Raw genomic sequence first — 17,489 nt, 5'->3', positions numbered from 1 at the left:
GTCTCTCTCCTGCGTGAAATGGTCAGGCCGCACCGTCGGCGGCGACAGCGGTGGAACGGATCGAGTGGATAATTGTCACCATGGCGTCCACGTCCGCCTCGTGGAAGATCGCTTCGGGGCCGGTCGGGGCGATGGCCGTGAACGGGGACTCATAGAGCGCGGCCACGTCGATCGTGCCATTGCGCGCGAGGTAGTCGATCAGCTCGTTGGAAAAGCGGAGCTGGTTGGCAGTGCAGGCCTTGCCCTGCTGGAACATCTCGAAGGCCAGGGCGGCGGCGTCCCGCTCCAGGCCTGTCAGCGAGCGAAGGAAGAGCCCGAGGCCGCCGTTGGTGTCCCTGACGTGGTCGATGTCGGCGGTGGTGGCGAGGCCGGCCTCGATGAAGATCGCTTCAAGCCCCGACAGGTCCAGGGCGGTGATCTGCTTATTGCGCCGGATCTTCTGGACGGCGAGCTGCTCCTGGTGCGTGTTGAGGTAGATGCGGACCTTCTGCTCGAAGCGGGTGAGGTCGGTGCCGACCTCCATGCCGTTCAGGGATGCGGCGGTCAACTGACCGAGTTCGTCCTCGAAGTCGGTGTAGACGATGTTGCGCTTGCTCTTCTCGATCAGGCGGACGAGGCCACGCACGCGGCGGCGCATGGTCTCCAGCATGGGCAGAGTGACGTCCTGCCACCACTCGTCGCCCGCAACCTCGTCGAGCAGAAGCTGCTGGGTCTTGATCGCGGGGATGGTCAGCTGGTCGAGCAGGGTGGAAGCGATTTCCTGGACCTGGTCCCGCAGGCGTGTGAAGCCCGGATCGCCGTTCATGACAGCGAGCTGGAGGCGGAGCGCGATCAGGTCGAAGCGCTTGGCCTCCTCGCCGGTATCGCCCTTGTCCCGGAAGCCGGTTGGGAGCCCGGCCAGGTGGTCGACTACCTGAGCGTGGGCATCCGGCGTGAATGTGAGCCAGGCGTCGAAGTCGGTGAACGTATCGAGGAACTCCCGCTGCGGGCGCACCAGGAAGTTCTCCGGGTTCATTGCCGTGACCTCGTCGTGCAGCCGCGTGGCGAGGTCCCAGCGCAGGCCGACTTCAGTAGCCATGCCGTCGGAATCCGGGTGCATGGCCGGCCCCGGGCCCGAGTCCCGGCCGGAGTCCGACGCACCGTCGAGTGCGAGAAGCAGGTCCGCGCGGCGCTCGAAGATTCGCCGGCTGAGCGAGGGGGAGAGCTTGCCTTCAGCACGCATCAGGTTCTGGTTGAAGAACTCGATGTTCTGGCACAGGTCGAAGACCAGGAAGCCGTCCTTGCTCTTGTTGGGGCCGAAGAGGTCGGGTGCGAGGCGGGTGCCGCGGCCGATCATCTGCCAGAACTTGGTCTTGGAGCGCACCAGCTTGAAGAAGACCAGGTTGACCACTGCGGGGACGTCGATGCCGGTGTCCAGCATGTCGACGGAGACGGCTATCTGCGGGAACTTCGAGGAGTCGGAGAAGTCGTCGATCAGGCTCTGCGCGTACTCCTTGCGGTGGGTGATGACCTGCGCGAAGGCACCCTTGAGGTGTGGGTAGTTCTTGTCGAAGCGCTCCGCGATGAACTCGGCGTGCGTGTTGTTGGCAGCGAAGATGATGGTCTTGCCGAGCTTGTCACCGCCGTCGACCTTCAGCCCGTGGGTCATCAGCACCTGCAGGGCCTTGTCGACGGTGTCGGCGTTGAAGAGATACTTGTTGAGCTCCTCGGTCGTGATCTCGTCGGGGACGTCACCGTCCTCGCTCCACTCCGTCTCGTCCCACTTCTCCTTGTCCTCTTCGGACAGGTCGTCATACTTGATCCCGCCGCGCTGGAAACTCAGCGGGACGTCGACGGCGCGCGGGGCGACCAGGTAGCCCTCGGCCACGGCCTCGTCCAGGCTGTAGACGTCGGTGGGCACGCCGTCCTGCAGCTCGAAGCGGCGGTAGGTGTTGCGGTCGACCTCGTCCTTGGGCGTGGCCGTCAGCCCGACCAACAGAGCATCGAAGTAGTCGAAGATCGCGCCGTACTTCTGGTAGATCGAGCGGTGTGCCTCGTCGATGACGATCAGGTCGAAGAAGCCGGGACCGAAGAGGCGGCGGCCCTCGGCATCGGTCTGGTTGATCAGGTTCATCATCGTCGGGTAAGTCGAGACGAATACCCGAGCGTTGGGGTCCTTCTCATCCAGCAGGTCGACGACGGGGGCCCCGGGCAGGTGCTCCTTGAAGGCGTTGGTGGCCTGCTTCACCAGCGCCTTACGGTCGGCGAGGAAGAGGATGCGCTTGGCCCAGTTGGCGCGCATCATCAGGTCGCTCAGAGCGATGACAGTGCGTGTCTTGCCCGAGCCGGTCGCCATCACGAGCAGGGCCTGGCGCAGCGAGTCCTTCTCGAACGCGTCGGCGATCCGCCGGATGGCCCTCGTCTGGTAATGGCGGCCGGCGATCTGCTCGTTGATCGGCAGCTGCGCGAGGATGCGGCGGCCGGCGCGGCGCTGAACCAGCAGGCGCAGCTCGTCCTTGGTGTAGAAGCCCTGGACCTCACGAGGCGGGTATTTCAGGTCGTCCCAGAGGTACGCGTGGTAGCCGTTGGTGTAGAAGATCACCGGACGCTGGTTGAACTGCGCCTCCAAGGCGTCCGCGTAGACCTTGGCCTGGTGCTTGCCCTGCTTCGGGTCGCGGGTGGTGCGCTTGGCCTCCACAAGGGCGAGGGGCTTGCCGTCGTCGTCCCACAGGACGTAGTCGATCTTGCCCTTGCCGGAGGTGGCGGCCGACTCCGGCAGCCCGGTGACTGAGTACTCGCGGTCCTGCGGCTGGTCCAGTGCCCAGCCGGCCTCCTTGAGGAGGAGGTCGATGATCAGGGTGCGAGTCTCGGCCTCGTTGTAGTCGTGGGTGTCCGGGTGGGCCTCGTTCGCCGCCTTGGCTGCCTTGATCTGCGTGCGCAGTTCAACGATCTCGGCGTCGAGGTCCTGGTTCTTCTTCCGCTCGGCTGCCAGAGCGGCGTCCTGCGCGGCGTACTTTTCTGCCAGGGCCTTCAGCTCGGCCTGCTTGGCGATCCGCATCTCGGCCGAGACCGGGCGCGGGATCAGCGCGGTGTCGAACGCGACGGCGGGCGCGGGAAGGTTGGCCTGGTCGAGGGTGTAGGTGTGGGCCATCCAGTACATGACGTGGAACAGCTCGGCGACCGTACGCACCGCGTCCTTCGGAGCGACGGGCGTCTTGCGGTGCACAGCGACGTTGCCCTGACGGCGGATCACATCCATCTTCGCCCGGATCGCCGGGCCGGCTGCCCTGACCAGCGTCGGCTCGGCGATCAGCGCGGCCAGATCGGTCTGGTACGGCAACTCCAGCGCATCGTCCGCCTCGAACAACCACGTCAGTGCGAGCTCCAGCACGCGGCGCGCGTAGAACGCGGACGCCCGCGGGTCCGCGTGGGCCAGCCGCTCAGCACGGAGTGCCTCACTGTGCAGCTCCGGCCACTCGGCCTGAAGGAACCCGAAGTTGCTCACGGTGATGACCTTTCGCTGGTGCGGGCGCAGGGGTGGTTCAGCGTGGCGCGGCGGAGTTCAGGTTGTCGGTGCAGCGTTATCCGCCCAAAGCTCGCCCCGGAATGCACGGGCCCGGAGCGAAGCAAACAGGGCGTCAAGCTCGGCGAGGTGAGCCACATTCGTTGCCTTGGCCTTTTCCGCGGCCCTGCTTCTGTCCACGAATTCCTGCTGCATGTCGATCGGCGGGAGCGTGACGGGAAGGTCTTTGATGATGCCCATATTGAGACCCGCCATGATCGCACCCTTGGCGGTCTGGCGTAGGTACTTTCGAGAATCAGGATGCATCAGAAAGTAGCGATGCAAGAACTCCGGTAGGCATTTGTCCTGCTCTAGAGTGATGCAGCAGAGATGCTTTGTGTTGATGGCAATTGGGATGTCGTCGGGCACGACCGCACAGCGGCCGCAGGTCCCCATGATGGTGATCAAGACGTCACCGGGGTAAACCCTGTACCGGGCCAGCTTCTTATACTTTTCCTCGCTGACGAACCTCCGGCCCTGCCACCTGAATTCATTGGCCACTGCATTGTCGATGCCGAGCACAGGAATCCCGGAGTCAACAAATTCTTCATGTAGTAGTTGACTGCCGAATGGGCCGGTTCGGATAGAGTTTTTGACGTCCCTGGCAATGGCGTTCACTGTAACGCGGGGCCAGGTTGGATCCGAGTCTCCGAACATGCTGAGAAAGATGGACCGAACGAGGTCGTCGAGGAGGGTGATGGCCTCGCGGCGCTTGGCTCGCAGCGTGGCCACACGGTCCAGCACCTGGGCGATACGGCGCTGGGTATCAAGTGGCGGCAAAGGGACGGCGACCTTGGATACGACAGCCTTCGAAACCTCTTTGAAGGTTGCTCCGTTGCCGAGGGAGTCCAAGTAGGAACGGTGGGCGCTGAGCCAGTGGTATAGGTAGTTCGCGTCGGCGCGCTCCCGATCGGGAATAAGGCTCTTGAAGCCCTGATTCGAGGCCATCGGTACGGTATTGATTGCGACATGGCCGATGGGGGCGCGAGAGCTGAATAGCACCGAACCCTCAGGGAGCACCGATGTCGCGCAGCTTCGCAGGCCGGCCCCGGTGATCTTTCGACGAGTATCACCGATGAATTTCCCCTGAAGATCGCTTAGGTCTTTGGGGGTCACCCAGTGGACATCCCCGTCCCAGAAGTCCGCCACGCCGGTCTTCGGCGTTGCCCCTGATACGATTTCGCAGAAGTCTCCCAGCGGCACAATTGGGTACGAGCTCATCCCAGCATCACCTTCAGCTCGCTCATCCCCTGCTGGATCTCCGCTTCGATCCTTGCAAGCTCGTCCATGATCTCGAATGGCGCTCGGTGCCCGACCTCTTCGTGGACGATTTCCTTGTATCGGTTGAGGCTCAAGTCGTAACCCTGAGCGGCAATGTCACCCTTGGCAACGCAGAAACTCTGCTCGGTCCGTGCACGCTCCTGCTCGCTTCCGTTTCGGCGACGCCACCGCGCCACCACGTCGGGCAGGTTGTTCTTCGCGTGCTCGTCCTCGTTCAGCTCGCCATCGCCAACCAGCGGTCCGAGCTTGTCCTCCGGCAGCAGCGGTGTGCGCCTGTCGTCGAGGCTCCAGCCGTCCGCCGTGACCTCGTAGAACCAAACGTTGTCCGTACCACCGCTGTTGGTTTTGGTGAAGAACAGGATCGCCGTGGAGACCCCCGCATACGGCTTGAAGACGCCACCCGGCAGCTTCACCACCGCGTCCAGTTTGTGGCCCTCGACCAGCAGCTTCCGGAGGTCCTTGTGCGCTTTGCTGGAGCCGAACAACACCCCGTCCGGTACGATCACGGCCGCTCGGCCGCCCGGCTTGAGCAGGCGCAGGAACAGAGCAAGGAACAGCAGCTCGGTCTTCTTGGTCTTGACGACCTTTTGCAGGTCGGCCGCCGTCGCGTCGTAGTCGAGACTGCCGGCGAAGGGTGGGTTGGCGAGGATGAGCGAGTAGCTGTCGGCCTCGGCTGCGGCGCTCTGGGCGAGCGAGTCGCGGTAGCGAATATCGGGGTTCTCGACCGAGTGCAGCAGCATGTTCATGCTGCCGATGCGGAGCATGGTGCTGTCGAAGTCGAAGCCGTGGAACATGCTCTCGTTGAAGTGCCGCCGTTGGGCCGGCTCGAACAATGCCTCGCGGTGCGTGCGCTCGACGTACTCGGCGGAGGCGACCAGGAAGCCGGCCGTACCGCACGCCGGGTCGCAGATCTCGTCGCCCGGGGCCGGCGCCATCATCTCGACGATCAGCTGGATGATGTGCCGGGGCGTACGGAACTGGCCGTTCTGCCCGGCTGTGGCGATCTTGCCGAGCATGTACTCGTACAGGTCGCCCTTGGTGTCCTTGTCGCCCATGTCGATGTCGTTCAGCATGTCGACGGCCTTGGCGAGCAGGTTCGGGGTGGTGATGGTGAAGCGGGCATCCTTCATGTGGTGCGCGTAGGTGGAGCCATCACCGCCCAGGGCGCGCAGCCAAGGGAAGACGCCGTCGCGCACCCGGGTGAGCATGTTCTCGGGGGACTCGTTGACGAACACCGACCAGCGCAGGATCTGCGTTTCGTCCTTGTAGATCGCGTTCTCGATCGGCCGTCCGGTCCGGTTGGCCTTGTTCTCCTTGGCCTGTTCCAGCAGGTCGAGACGCCGGATGAACATCAGGTAGGTGACCTGCTCGATCACCTCCAGTGGGTTGGAGATACCTCCGGACCAGAAGGCGTCCCACAGTCGGTCGATCTTGCTCTTCAGCTCACCCGTGATCACACGAAGCAGGCTAACGGAGTCCGCCGACAGTCTTCACCGTCGATATCGGCCTCGCCGACGAGGGCGGACAGCAGTTGCCGGGGGCGAAGCCCGGAATCCGGGTGAGCAGGTCACCAGAGGGGTCTCGGCGCGTGTGAAGTCGATGAACGGCGTCGGGTGTGGGTCGCCGAGCCGAGGGGCTGAGTGATTGCTTGCGCCGGCTGGGCGGGCGATCTGCCGGCCTGAGGCATATCAGAAATGGCATGTAGTGGAGGACAAAGAGTATTGGACGGGCATGTCTTCGCCGAGAGAGGCTCCCTGGGACGGGGTTTGCGGCGAAGGGATGGGCGATGGGTCGGTCGGTGGCCGGGGAGGGTGTGCTGCCCGCGCACTATGTGGCTGGGGAGTTCACTCGGGCGGGTGGTGAAGGCTTCCCGCTGGTGAACCCGGTGGATGGGGCCGTCGCGGGTGAGGTTCCCGAGGCCGATCGGGTGATCGTGGACGCCGCCGTGGCGGCCGCGCACGGTGCGCTGGCCGCGTGGGGCTCGGCGAGTGTCGAGGTGCGGGCCGAGGCGATGCGGCGGATCGCGGACGGGATCCAGGCTCGGTTCGACGAATTCGTGGACGCCGAGGTCGCCGACACCGGCAAGCCACGCGAGCTCGCGGCCGGCGTCGACATCCCGCGCGCGATCGGCAACTTTCGCGCCTACGCCGACCTGCTCTACGGGCGGCCCGAGCGGGCCCATTCGACCGCCGTGCCCGGGTGGAGCGGCGGCGTCGGCCAGGCGCTCAACTACACCGTGCGCCGTCCGCTGGGCGTGGTCGCGATCATCTCGCCGTGGAACCTCCCGCTGCTGCTGCTGACCTGGAAGGTGGCGCCCGCCCTCGCGGCCGGCAACACCGTGGTCGCCAAACCGTCCGAGGAGACGCCGTCCACCGCGACGCTGCTCGCCGAGGTGATCCACGACGCCGGGCTGCCCGTCGGCACGTTCAATCTGATTCACGGTCACGGCGCGGGCGCCGCCGGGGAGTTCCTCACCGCGCATGCGGGTGTGGACGCGATCGCGTTCACCGGCGAGTCGGCCACCGGCAGCGCGATCATGCGCAAGGCCGCCGAACACATCACCCCGGTGTCCTTCGAACTCGGCGGCAAGAACCCGGCGATCGTGTTCGCCGACGCGGACTTCGAGGAGGCCGTGGCGGGCACCGTACGGTCCGCCTTCACCCACTCCGGGCAGATCTGCCTGTGCACCGAGCGGGTCTACGTCGAGCGCTCGATCTTCGCCGCCTTTGTGGCCGAACTCGGGGCCCGGGCACGGGCGTTGACCGACTACGGGCCGATGATCTCGGCCGCGCACCGGGACAAGGTGCTGTCCTACTATCGGCTTGCGGTCGAGGAGGGCGCCACGGTCGTCGCGGGCGGTGGTGTGCCGAGTTTCGGCGACGAGCGCGACGGGGGGTTCCACGTCGAGCCGACCGTGCTCACCGGCCTGGCGCAGAGCGCGCGCACCGTGCAGGAGGAGGTCTTCGGGCCGATCTGCCACGTGCTGCCGTTCGACACCGAGGACGAGGCGATCGCGCTCGCCAACGACAGCCGGTACGGCCTGGCCGCGACGGTCTGGACCCGCGACCTGTCCCGCGCGCACCGGGTCGCCCCGCGCGTCGAGGCCGGGATCGTGTGGGTCAACTGCTGGAATCTGCGGGACCTGCGGACGCCGTTCGGCGGGATCAAGGCATCCGGGATCGGCCGGGAGGGCGGCGAGTACTCGTTGGACTTCTTCTCCGAGCCGGTCAACATCTGCATCAAGATATGAATCCGCAGCAAGATCCGAAGGAACGGTTCCGACAGTGGCAGCGAAAGAACCAACGACGGAGACGACACCGGTGACAACGACAGCTACAGCTACAGCTACAGGGATGGCGGCGGGGACGACGAGCGAGGCCATCGACGCCGCCGCCGCACGACTGCTCGGCGCGGAGCGGACCGGCGTGCCGTGTGCGCCGATCCGCGACCTGATCACCGGTGTCGCGGACGCGTACGCGGTCCAGGAGCGGCTGACCCTGGGTCGGCTCGCCGAGGGCCGCCGGCTGGTCGGGCGCAAGATCGGCCTGACCTCCGCCGCTGTGCAGCGCCAACTCCAGGTCCAGGAACCGGACTGCGGCATGCTGTACGCGGACATGGCGGTTCCGGACGGCGCCGAGATCCCGGTCGGCGCCGTGCTCCAGCCCAGAGTCGAGGCCGAGGTCGCGCTCGTGCTGGACGCCGACCTGACGCACGAGCGGCACACCGTCGCCGACCTGATCCGAGCCACCGCCTTCGTGCTGCCCGCGATCGAGGTCTGCGGCAGCAGGGTGCGGGACTGGGACATCACCCTCGCGGACACCGTCGCGGACAACGCCTCCTCCGGGATGTACGTGCTCGGTACCCGGCCGGTGGCGCTCGGCGACCTGGACCTGCGCCTCGCCGGCATGGTTCTGGAGCGGCGCGGCGAGCCGGTCTCCACCGGCATCGGCGCGGCCTGCCTGGGCCACCCGCTGAACGCGGCGATCTGGCTCGCGGACACCCTCGTCCGGCTCGGTCGACCGCTACGCGCCGGAGACACCGTGCTCACCGGCGCACTCGGCCCGATGGTGGCGGTCGTCCCGGGTGACGTGCTGGAGGCCCGGATCGACGGGCTCGGCGACGTCCGGGTCGCATTCGCGGCGACGAAATCGAAGGAGGAGACCTCATGAGCGACATACAGGCAGTCGACATACAGGCAGTCGACACCCGACGGCCGGCCGCCCCCCAACCAGCGGACCCCGAACTCGTCGCCCGTCTGGCCGCGACCCTCGACGAGGCCGCCCTCGCCCACCGGACCGTGGCCCGCCTCACCGACACCACCGAGCTCGATCTGGCCGCCGCGTACCGGGTGCAGCGCACCGTGATCGACCGCCGGCTGAGCCGGGGCGAGGCGCTGATCGGCGTCAAGATGGGCTTCACCAGCCGCGCCAAGATGATCCAGATGGGCGTGGACGACGTGATCTGGGGCCTGCTCACCGACGCGATGCTGGTGGAGGAGGGCGGCGTGCTCGACCTGGCCGACCTGATCCATCCCCGGATCGAACCGGAAATCGCGTTCCTGATCGGCAGCCCGCTGTCCGGCACGGTCACCCCCGCCGAAGCGGTCCGCGCGATCGCCGGCGTCGCGGTCGCCTACGAGGTACTGGACTCGCGCTACGCCGATTTCAATTTCACGCTTCCCGACGTGATCGCGGACAACGCGTCGGCGGCCGGCTTCGGGTTCGGCACCTGGCACGACCCGACCGGGATGAACCTGAGCAACCTGGGCCTGCTCGTCGAGATCGACGGGCGGGTCGTGGCGAGCGGCTCCTCGGCGGCGATCCTGGGCAACCCGCTGCGTTCGCTGATCGCGGCGGCCCGACTGGCCGCCGAGGTCGGCCTCGAACTGAGGCCCGGATGGGTCGTGCTCGCGGGGGCTGCCACCGCCGCGATGCCACTGCCCGAGGGCGTGCACGTGCGCGTGTCCGCAGCCGGCCTCGGCCGCGCGGAGGTGACCACCCGATGAGCGCCGACGACGGCATCCTGGTTGCCGGAAAGGCCACCCCGCGCGGCCGGTTCCCACACGTCAAGCGGGCCGGTGACTTCGTCTACGTGTCCGGCACCAGCTCCCGGCGGCCGGACGGCAGCTTCGTCGGTGCGAGCGCCGACGCGATGGGTACCACCGACCTCGACATCCGGGCGCAGACCCGGGCGGTGATCGAGAACATCGCCGACCTGCTGGCCGCGGCCGGCGGCGGCCTGGCCGACACGGTCTCGCTCACCACCTATCTGGTCAGCATGAACGATTTCGGCGGCTACAACGAGGTCTACGCCGAGTACTTCGATGAGACCGGTCCCACCCGCACGACCGTCGCGGTGCACCAACTCCCGCATCCGCACCTGCTGATCGAGATCTCGTGCGTCGCGTACCTGCCGCGGCCGAACCGATCCACCCCGTCGAGGACCACCGGCGTCGTCGAGTCCTGAACCGATCGCGAGAGAAAGGAACCGCGAGATGAGCCTGCCGAAACTGACCAATGGCCTGCCGTTCAACTTCACCCGGTGGATCGACGAACACCGGGATCTGCTGAAGCCGCCGGTCGGCAACATCCAGATCTGGACCGAGGCCGACCTCGTGGTCACCGTGGTCGGCGGGCCCAACCAGCGCACCGACTTCCACGACGACCCGATCGAGGAGTTCTTCTACCAGCTCCAGGGCAACATGGTGCTCCGGGTGATGGAGGAGCAGGGCAAGCCGCCGGTCGACATCCAGATCAACGAGGGCGACGTCTTCCTGCTGCCGCCGCACGTGCGGCACTCACCGCAGCGGCCGGAGGTGGGCAGCATCGGTTTGGTGGTCGAGTTCAGCCGGGCCGAGGGCCTGGTCGACGCGTTCGAGTGGTACTGCGTCGAGTGTCACCGGCTGGTGAACCGCTTGCCGGTGCAGCTCCAGTCCATCGTCGACGACTTGCCGCCGCTGTTCGAGGCGTTCTACGACGGCGACCGCACGTGCCCGCACTGCGGCGCGACGCACCCGGGCCGGCAATGGCCGGACGCACTGCGCCCACGGACCGTGCTCCGAGCCGACGCGTCGGCGTGACCCCGGCGCCTTGTGCGCCCGGGCCGCTTGACCTCGGTGTCGCGTGACCCCGGTGTCGCGTGACCGTGACTCCGCCGTCGCCGCCGGAAGTGCTCGCCGTCCACGGCGCCCCGCACCGGACCCCGCCACCCGATCTCCACCACTGCCCCGACCGCCGGCCGAGCCCGGCGGTGAACCACGGAGGTTCCGTGACTGTCATCGACGTCCACTCGCACGTCTTCCCGAGGATCTCGCAGGCCGAGAGCCGCATCCTGACGGGCGCGGGCGAGCCGTGGCTGCGGGTCCACGGCGACGGCACCGGGATGATGATGAGCGGCGAGGACGAGTACCGACCGGTGATCGCGCCGCTGTGGGACCCCGAGCGCCGGTTGACCGACATGGACGCGCTCGGCGTGGACGCGCAGGCGATCTCCTCGACGCCGCTGATGTTCGGCTACGCGGCCGAGACCGCCCGGGCGGTCGAGTGGTGCGACCTGGTCAACGACCGCATCCTGGACTACTGCTCGCTCGACCCGGAGCGGTTGTTGCCGCTGAGTCAGGTCCCGCTCCAGGACATCGGTGCGGCCTGCGAGACCGCGTCCCGGGCGGCGGCCGCCGGGCACCGCGGGGTGCACATCGGCAACCACGTCGGCGAGCGATACCTCGGCGACGACGGGATCGTGGAATTCCTCGCGCACTGCGCCGCCGAGGAGATCCCGGTGCTCGTGCACCCGTGGGACATGCTCGGCGGCGAGCGCATGCGCGGGCACATGTTGCCGTGGCTGGTCGGGATGCCCGCGGAGACCCAGCTGAGCATCCTGGGAATGATCCTCCAGGGTGCGTTCGAGAAGTTGCCCGAGTCGCTGAAGTTGTGCTTCTGCCACGGCGGTGGCAGCTTCGCGTTCCTGCTCGGCCGGGCCGACAACGCCTGGCACAACCGGGACCTGGTCCGGGCCGACTCGCCCAGACCACCGTCGGAGTACGTACGCCGGTTCTACGTCGACTCGGCCGTGTTCGACCCGCGCGCGCTGCGGCTGCTGGTCGAGGTGATGGGGCCGGACCGGGTCATGCTCGGTACCGACTTCCCGTTCCCGCTGGGCGAGTCGGACCCGGGCGGGGTGGTCCGGGCATGCCCCGAACTGAGCCCGGAACAGCGTGAGTTGATCCTCGGCGGCAACGCGGCACGGTTCTTCGGGCTCGATGGGCGGCGCGCCGAGGCCGCCGGACCCGCCGGCACCGCGCGGGAGTCGGCGCGGGTGTCGGCACAGGACGCGACCCAGGGCGCAATACAGGAGCCGGGGTCGGAGTCGGCGCGACAGTTGGCGGAACTCACGAAGGGGCTGAAGCGATGACCGACCGGACCAGGGTCGCCATCATCGGGTCGGGCAACATCGGCACCGACCTGATGATCAAGATTCTCCGAGTGTCCCGAACGCTCGAACTCGCCGTGATGGTGGGCATCGACCCCGAATCGGAGGGCCTGGCCCGGGCGACCCGGTTCGGCGTGCCGACCACGGACAAGGGTGTCGAGGGCCTGATCGCGCTGCCCGGCTTCGCGGACGTCGAGATCGTCTTCGACGCGACCTCGGCGGGCGCGCACCGGCACAACGCCAAGGTGCTCGCGCCGTACGGGAAGCGGCTGATCGACCTGACGCCGGCCGCACTCGGCCCGTATGTGATTCCGCCGGTCAACCTGGACGAGCACCTGGACGCGGCCGACCTGAACATGGTCACCTGCGGCGGTCAGGCAACGGTGCCCATCGTCGCCGCGGTGTCGCGCACAACGCCGGTGCGCTACGCGGAGATCGTCGCGTCCATCTCCTCCCGCTCGGCCGGCCCCGGCACCCGGGCCAACATCGACGAGTTCACCGAGACCACCTCGCACGCCCTGGAACAGGTCGGCGGCGCGGCTCGAGGCAAGGCGATCATCGTGCTGAACCCGGCCGAACCGCCGATGATCATGCGAGACACGGTGTACTGCGTGATCGGCGATGACGCCGACGAGGCGGCGGTGACCGCGTCCATCCAGACCATGGTCGCCGAGGTCGCCGAGTACGTGCCGGGCTACCGACTCAAGCAGGACGTGCAGTTCCGGGCCATCGCCTCGGACGACCCGCTTGCCGCACTCGCCGGCGGGCCGGGGCGGTTGGTCTCGGTCTTCCTGGAGGTCGAGGGCGCGGCCCACTACCTGCCGGCCTACGCCGGAAACCTGGACATCATGACGTCGGCCGCGCTGCGCGTGGCAGAGAGGTCGGCCACCCGATGACGTACGAAATCTACGTTCAGGACGTGACCCTGCGGGACGGCATGCACGCCATCCGGCACCGGTACACCACCGACCAGGTCCGTGAGATCGCCGCCGCGCTGGACGCGGCCGGCGTGGATGCGATCGAGGTCGCGCACGGCGACGGGCTGGCCGGTTCGAGCGTCAACTACGGGCCGGGTGCGCACTCCGACGACGAGTGGATCGCGGCGGCGGCCGAGGTGGTCACCCGGGCCAAGCTGACCACCCTGCTGCTGCCGGGCATCGGCACCCTGGCCGAGTTGCGCCGGGCCTACGACCTGGGAGTTCGCTCGGTCCGGGTGGCCACGCACTGCACCGAGGCGGACATCTCCGCCCAGCACATCGCCGCGGCACGCGAGCTGGGCATGGACGTGGCCGGCTTCCTGATGATGAGTCACCTCGCACCGGCGGACGAACTGGCGTGCCAGGCCCGCCTGATGGAGTCGTACGGCGCGCACTGTGTGTACGTCACCGACTCGGGCGGCCGGCTCACCATGGACGGCGTCCGCGACCGAGTGCGGGCGTACCGCGAGGTGCTGGCGCAGGAGACCGAGATCGGCATCCATGCGCACCACAACCTCGGTCTGGGCGTGGCCAATTCGGTGGTCGCGGTGGAGCACGGCGTGCGCCGGGTGGATGCCTCGCTGGCCGGGATGGGCGCGGGGGCGGGCAACTGTCCGCTGGAGGCGTTCGTCGCGGTCGCGGACCTGATGGGGTGGCGGCACGGCTGCGAGGTCTTTCGGCTGATGGACGCGGCGGACGACATCGTGCGCCCGTTGCAGGACCGCCCGGTCCAAGTCGACCGGGAGACCCTGACCCTCGGCTATGCGGGTGTGTACAGCAGCTTCCTGCGCCACGCGGAGGACGCGGCCGTCCGCTATGGCCTGGACACCCGGGACATCCTGGTCGAGGTCGGCCGGCGCGGCATGGTCGGGGGCCAGGAGGACATGATCGTCGACATCGCGCTCGACCTGGTGAACGCCACGAAGTAGCGGGCGGGCGAGGGGAGGGGGCGGTACCGCCGAGGGGGCGGTACCGGCTCCTCCCGCCGTCTTGCGGCCCGCCTCGCGGTCGTTTCGGGGTGCGAGGGAGCGGTGTCGTAGGTCAGGCCGGCGGTGCAGGCGGCTCGCCCTCGACGGTGACCCGGGCGACGGTGTCGTAGAAGCACAGATGCCCGGCGATGTCCGGGACCGCGTCGATCGGATCCGGGTATGCCCAGGCCACGTCGGTCCGCAGCCCGGTGTCGCCGTTGCCCAGGTAGGTCCAGTAGGACGCCTGACCCTTGAACGGACACGTGGTGTGCGTGTCGGTGGGCTTGAAGCGGGTCAGGTCCACGTCGCCCGGCGGCAGGTAGTACCGGATCGGAAGTCCGGTCTCGTGCAGCACGACCGGGCGCTCGGTTCGGGCGACGATCTCTCCGTCGATCTCGACCGTCACGGTCTGCGTGCTGTGCACAGTCGTCACGCGGTGGCCCCGCAGGGGTGTCGGCATGCGCGTCTCCTCCGGTTTCGCCGGCGGTCGTGGTATCGCCGGCCGTCTTTCGAACAACGGTCGCAGCCGGCGAACCATTCCGGGTGCGGCGCGCGGCACACGGCCCGGTGTACCTCTGTCTCGACAACGGCGGCATCCCCTGGTCACTCCGGGCGCACCAGGACCACGATCCGAGGGCCGGGCCCGGGCCTCGGGCGAAGCCATGAACGGGGCGGTGCCACCGAGAGGTGGGTCGCCTCGTTCGGGCATGACGGACGACGGTCAGGCCGGTGCCGCCACGATCGCGGAGGCGGCTCGGGAGGAGTCCTTGGCGCGGAACGCGACGAGACGGCGGTCGGGGGAGATCGCGCTGCTGGGCGGGACCAGGGCGAAGGCCATCACGAGTTCGTTTTGATCGGGCTCCATGGTGGGGTAGAGCAGCAGGCAACCGCGCCGGGGCGCGGCCAGGCCGATCAGCGTGAGCAGCTCGCCGAACAGGCCGATCTCCTCCTGGAGCGACATCCGACGTCCCCGGGCCAGGAGCCTGCGCCAGGCCAGCACCGTTTCCTGTACGGCCGGTACCGGCGCCGAGCCCTCCACCTGGACGCGGTCCGCGATCTCGCAACACACGATGTGGAACTCGCGCAGCAGCTTGGTCTGTTCGATGGACACTTGGAGGAACTGCTCACCCCCGTCCAGCACACACACCGCCCGAATCCCGTGCATCCCCAGGCGCGGCGCCTTCGTGCCGGGTGCCACCGGGATCCGGTTGTCGAGGTGGTCGCGCGGCGCGTCGCAGCTCAGATGCCTGCTGCGATGGTCGGCGCTCACGAGGTGCTCTCGGAGCCGTACTTGGCGGTCTCGCTCTTGACCGCGGTCAGCAGCAGCGACTGCCACAGGTCCAGGTTGTCCTTGACCCGTGGACCGATCCGCTCGCCTGTGAACGCCTCGTTCATCAGCAGATACAGCAGCGTCTTGAGCACCGGCACGTCGTTGAGGCCGCCGCGTCGGCCGCCGAGCAGCGCGGCGCGGAACTGCTTGTTCAGCAGCAGTCGGCGCTCCTCGCGGTCGAGTTGTCCACCAGGTCGGCCACGGCCTCCTCGAAGCGGTAACCCTGACTGGCCAGTCCCTTGATGTACCCCGGATCCGGGGGCAGGTGCTTGCTGCCGCTCGTAGGTACGTCGAAACGCCAGTCGTCCATGCCCACCCCTGCATCCCACACCCTCGGACCGGGGAGTTCGGCTACAGCCCCCGGCGCAACCGGGAGCGGGCGAAGTCGTGCCAGTGGCTCGGGAATTCCTTCTCGATGCACTGTGCGAGCACGACCTCCTCGCCGTAGAGCAGCCCCCACGTGAAGGCGCTCTCGCCCGCGGCGTGGGCCGCGATGGCCAGTCGGCGCAAGGCCTTGCGGGTCTGCACGCTGTCCTGGTGCGTGCCCAGCAGTTCCTGCATCTCCTTGGCCCGCTTGGTGAGCCGCTTGGCGGGTTTGCCCAGCGCCGGGCGGGTGGCCTCGCCGGCGTAGCGGACCCGCTTGGCCGCCTTGCGCACCTCGTGCAGGGCGGTGTCGCGGGCCCGCCCGGCGGGGGAGCGCAGCGCGACCCGGGCCCGCCTGGAGATCCGCCGGTCGCTGCGACGCAGGGCCGCCGCGGCCGGGCGGCGGGCCGGTTGGCCGGCCCGGGCGGTGAACGGTGGGCGGGCGACCAGGACGTCCAGCGCGTCCAGGAGGGCGAAGTAGCGCGCGCCGTCGAGTTCGGCGAGGACGCGGGCCCGGGCCTCGGCGGTGCGCCGCGCGTCCCAGGCGGTCAGCCGGGCCTCCACCGGTCCGAGCACTGCCTCCGCGGGCAGTGCGGCGATGCGTTCGCGCAGCCGTTCGACGAGCACCTCCTGGTCCCGAACCCGTCCCAACTCGGCAGCCAGCCACTTGAGTTCGGCGCCCAGGATGCCGGTCACCCGCTCGTCGAGCACCTTCGAGAAGACCCGGAAGGCGCTGCGCAGCCGCCGGGTGGCGACCCGCATCTTGTGCACCGCGTCGGGCTCGTCGAGCCGGACCCGGGGGTCATACGCGAGCAGCGTGTCGACCTGTTCGAGAACGTAGTCCAGCGCCACCGCGCCGGCGCTTCCCGCACGCGGCTTCGCGACCCGGCGCTCGGCCCGTCGGCCCGCCTCGGCCAGCGCGTGCCCGAGCTTGGACGCGGTCTCCGCGCGCCGCCAACCTCCCTTGACCAGCCGCCGATCCAGCGCGTTCAGCAGCCCCGGCTCACCGTCCACGAGTTCGACCTCGACCTCGGTCCAGGACATCGTGGTCACGCCCGACCCGGCGAACACCTCCGCGGTCACCGCGTCGCGCGCGATCTCGGCCAGGGTCGGCCCGCCCGCCCGTACAAGCCGCACCTCGCGCACGGTCCGCAGCCGGACCGTCGGCACCGGCTCGCCGTCGCGCGTGAACGCCCGGATCCGCACCGCGAGCTCGGCCGGCACCTCCCGCTCGGAGGCGCCCAGCGGTACCCGTACCTCGTCCCGTGCGTCCACCCCGGCGGGCAGCTTCAGATGCCACCCGGCATCCGCGCCGCCGGTCCGGCGGCGCAGCGTGATCCCGCGCGCGGCCAGCGCCAGAGCGGGCGTGTCGAAGTACATCGCGTCCAACTCGACGGTCTTCCCGTCCTCGACCCGCACCCCGCCCGACATCCCGGCGAAGTCGGGCACACCGACCCCGTCCGGCGCGACATACTTGCGCTCGACCTCACGCACGACCTCGGCCATGGCACGCACCTGCTTCCTGGGGCGTCGGGAGGGGCTCGACCGGGTCGTCGGAGCGCCCCGCGGGGGTGATGGCCGGTGCGTCCGGAACCGGAGCT

16 protein-coding genes are annotated in these 17,489 nt (G+C 68.5%); 8 read left to right on the top strand and 8 right to left on the bottom strand.

The genetic code is table 11. From position 1 onward, the window contains the following. Positions 1-22 precede the first annotated feature (22 nt). The 3 genes from ABZS54_RS09485 to ABZS54_RS09475 are packed head-to-tail and all read right to left on the bottom strand — an operon-like array spanning position 23 to position 6,279. Positions 23-3,484, bottom strand: coding sequence for a DEAD/DEAH box helicase family protein (locus ABZS54_RS09485; protein WP_355532792.1), 3,462 nt, complete (start codon positions 3,482-3,484; stop codon positions 23-25). A gap of 57 nt (positions 3,485-3,541) precedes the next feature. Beyond that, positions 3,542-4,762: a restriction endonuclease subunit S gene (locus tag ABZS54_RS09480; protein WP_355532790.1), complete on the bottom strand. Its 1,221-nt coding sequence runs from the start codon at positions 4,760-4,762 to the stop codon at positions 3,542-3,544. Next, positions 4,759-6,279 (bottom strand): class I SAM-dependent DNA methyltransferase, encoded by a 1,521-nt coding sequence (locus ABZS54_RS09475; protein ID WP_355532788.1) that lies wholly within the window; start codon positions 6,277-6,279, stop codon positions 4,759-4,761. Before ABZS54_RS09475 ends, ABZS54_RS09480 begins: the two co-directional genes overlap by 4 nt. 329 nt (positions 6,280-6,608) lie before the next feature. On the opposite strand from ABZS54_RS09475, the gene ABZS54_RS09470 reads away from it, so the two are divergent. The 8 genes from ABZS54_RS09470 (at position 6,609) to dmpG (ending at position 14,156) form a co-directional block, all read left to right on the top strand. Beyond that, a complete protein-coding gene (locus ABZS54_RS09470) occupies positions 6,609-8,072 on the top strand; it encodes a 2-hydroxymuconic semialdehyde dehydrogenase (protein ID WP_355532786.1) in 1,464 nt (487 codons plus the stop codon). A 103-nt stretch (positions 8,073-8,175) separates the two neighbouring features. Further along, positions 8,176-8,991, top strand: a complete 816-nt coding sequence (locus tag ABZS54_RS09465; RefSeq protein WP_355532784.1) for a fumarylacetoacetate hydrolase family protein — start codon at positions 8,176-8,178, stop codon at positions 8,989-8,991. Further along, positions 8,988-9,827: a fumarylacetoacetate hydrolase family protein gene (locus tag ABZS54_RS09460; RefSeq protein ID WP_355532782.1), complete on the top strand. Its 840-nt coding sequence runs from the start codon at positions 8,988-8,990 to the stop codon at positions 9,825-9,827. Before ABZS54_RS09465 ends, ABZS54_RS09460 begins: the two co-directional genes overlap by 4 nt. Beyond that, positions 9,824-10,288, top strand: coding sequence for a RidA family protein (locus tag ABZS54_RS09455; RefSeq protein WP_355532780.1), 465 nt, complete (start codon positions 9,824-9,826; stop codon positions 10,286-10,288). The genes ABZS54_RS09460 and ABZS54_RS09455 overlap by 4 nt, the downstream gene beginning before the upstream one ends. A 28-nt stretch (positions 10,289-10,316) precedes the next feature. Beyond that, positions 10,317-10,901 carry a 3-hydroxyanthranilate 3,4-dioxygenase gene (locus ABZS54_RS09450; RefSeq protein WP_355532778.1) on the top strand — a complete coding sequence of 195 codons (585 nt, stop codon included), beginning with the start codon at positions 10,317-10,319 and terminating at the stop codon, positions 10,899-10,901. Between the two features lie 188 nt (positions 10,902-11,089). Further along, positions 11,090-12,232 carry an amidohydrolase family protein gene (locus ABZS54_RS09445; RefSeq protein WP_355532776.1) on the top strand — a complete coding sequence of 381 codons (1,143 nt, stop codon included), beginning with the start codon at positions 11,090-11,092 and terminating at the stop codon, positions 12,230-12,232. Beyond that, the gene (locus ABZS54_RS09440; protein ID WP_355532774.1) at positions 12,229-13,146 is read left to right on the top strand and encodes an acetaldehyde dehydrogenase (acetylating); all 918 of its coding nucleotides are present in this window, start codon (positions 12,229-12,231) and stop codon (positions 13,144-13,146) included. The genes ABZS54_RS09445 and ABZS54_RS09440 overlap by 4 nt, the downstream gene beginning before the upstream one ends. Then, entirely contained in the window at positions 13,143-14,156 is a 1,014-nt protein-coding gene (gene dmpG / locus ABZS54_RS09435; protein WP_355532772.1) for a 4-hydroxy-2-oxovalerate aldolase, read from the top strand. Before ABZS54_RS09440 ends, dmpG begins: the two co-directional genes overlap by 4 nt. Positions 14,157-14,268: 112 nt before the next feature. On the opposite strand, the gene ABZS54_RS09430 is transcribed toward dmpG, so the two are convergent. The 5 genes from ABZS54_RS09430 to ABZS54_RS09410 all read right to left on the bottom strand — a co-directional run bounded on the left by ABZS54_RS09430 (position 14,269) and on the right by ABZS54_RS09410 (position 17,394). Further along, positions 14,269-14,655: a DUF427 domain-containing protein gene (locus ABZS54_RS09430; protein WP_355532770.1), complete on the bottom strand. Its 387-nt coding sequence runs from the start codon at positions 14,653-14,655 to the stop codon at positions 14,269-14,271. A 261-nt stretch (positions 14,656-14,916) separates the two neighbouring features. Beyond that, positions 14,917-15,465, bottom strand: a complete 549-nt coding sequence (locus ABZS54_RS09425) for a PD-(D/E)XK motif protein (protein WP_355532768.1) — start codon at positions 15,463-15,465, stop codon at positions 14,917-14,919. Continuing rightward, entirely contained in the window at positions 15,462-15,623 is a 162-nt protein-coding gene (locus tag ABZS54_RS09420) for a hypothetical protein (protein ID WP_355532766.1), read from the bottom strand. The genes ABZS54_RS09425 and ABZS54_RS09420 overlap by 4 nt, the downstream gene beginning before the upstream one ends. 53 nt (positions 15,624-15,676) lie before the next feature. Beyond that, the gene (locus ABZS54_RS09415; RefSeq protein WP_355532764.1) at positions 15,677-15,835 is read right to left on the bottom strand and encodes a hypothetical protein; all 159 of its coding nucleotides are present in this window, start codon (positions 15,833-15,835) and stop codon (positions 15,677-15,679) included. A gap of 41 nt (positions 15,836-15,876) precedes the next feature. Next, entirely contained in the window at positions 15,877-17,394 is a 1,518-nt protein-coding gene (locus ABZS54_RS09410) for a CYTH and CHAD domain-containing protein (RefSeq protein ID WP_355532762.1), read from the bottom strand. Between the last annotated feature and the right edge of the window lie 95 nt (positions 17,395-17,489).

The organism is Embleya sp. NPDC005575 (genome assembly GCF_040605455.1).
Classification (GTDB): Bacteria; Actinomycetota; Actinomycetes; order Streptomycetales; family Streptomycetaceae; genus Embleya.
The sequence above is the reverse complement of the archived record's forward strand: the minus strand, read 5'-3'. Positions and strand labels throughout refer to the sequence as shown.

Excerpts from the sequence above, each read along its gene's own strand:
- ABZS54_RS09470 (WP_355532786.1), top strand. The coding sequence starts at position 6,609 with ATGGGTCGGTCGGTGGCCGGGGAGGGTGTGCTGCCCGCGCACTATGTG.
- ABZS54_RS09480 (WP_355532790.1), bottom strand. The coding sequence starts at position 4,762 with ATGAGCTCGTACCCAATTGTGCCGCTGGGAGACTTCTGCGAAATCGTA.
- dmpG (WP_355532772.1), top strand. The coding sequence starts at position 13,143 with ATGACGTACGAAATCTACGTTCAGGACGTGACCCTGCGGGACGGCATG.
- ABZS54_RS09465 (WP_355532784.1), top strand. The coding sequence starts at position 8,176 with ATGGCGGCGGGGACGACGAGCGAGGCCATCGACGCCGCCGCCGCACGA.
- ABZS54_RS09430 (WP_355532770.1), bottom strand. The coding sequence starts at position 14,655 with ATGCCGACACCCCTGCGGGGCCACCGCGTGACGACTGTGCACAGCACG.
- ABZS54_RS09455 (WP_355532780.1), top strand. The coding sequence starts at position 9,824 with ATGAGCGCCGACGACGGCATCCTGGTTGCCGGAAAGGCCACCCCGCGC.
- ABZS54_RS09410 (WP_355532762.1), bottom strand. The coding sequence starts at position 17,394 with ATGGCCGAGGTCGTGCGTGAGGTCGAGCGCAAGTATGTCGCGCCGGAC.
- ABZS54_RS09415 (WP_355532764.1), bottom strand. The coding sequence starts at position 15,835 with ATGGACGACTGGCGTTTCGACGTACCTACGAGCGGCAGCAAGCACCTG.
- ABZS54_RS09440 (WP_355532774.1), top strand. The coding sequence starts at position 12,229 with ATGACCGACCGGACCAGGGTCGCCATCATCGGGTCGGGCAACATCGGC.
- ABZS54_RS09450 (WP_355532778.1), top strand. The coding sequence starts at position 10,317 with ATGAGCCTGCCGAAACTGACCAATGGCCTGCCGTTCAACTTCACCCGG.
- ABZS54_RS09460 (WP_355532782.1), top strand. The coding sequence starts at position 8,988 with ATGAGCGACATACAGGCAGTCGACATACAGGCAGTCGACACCCGACGG.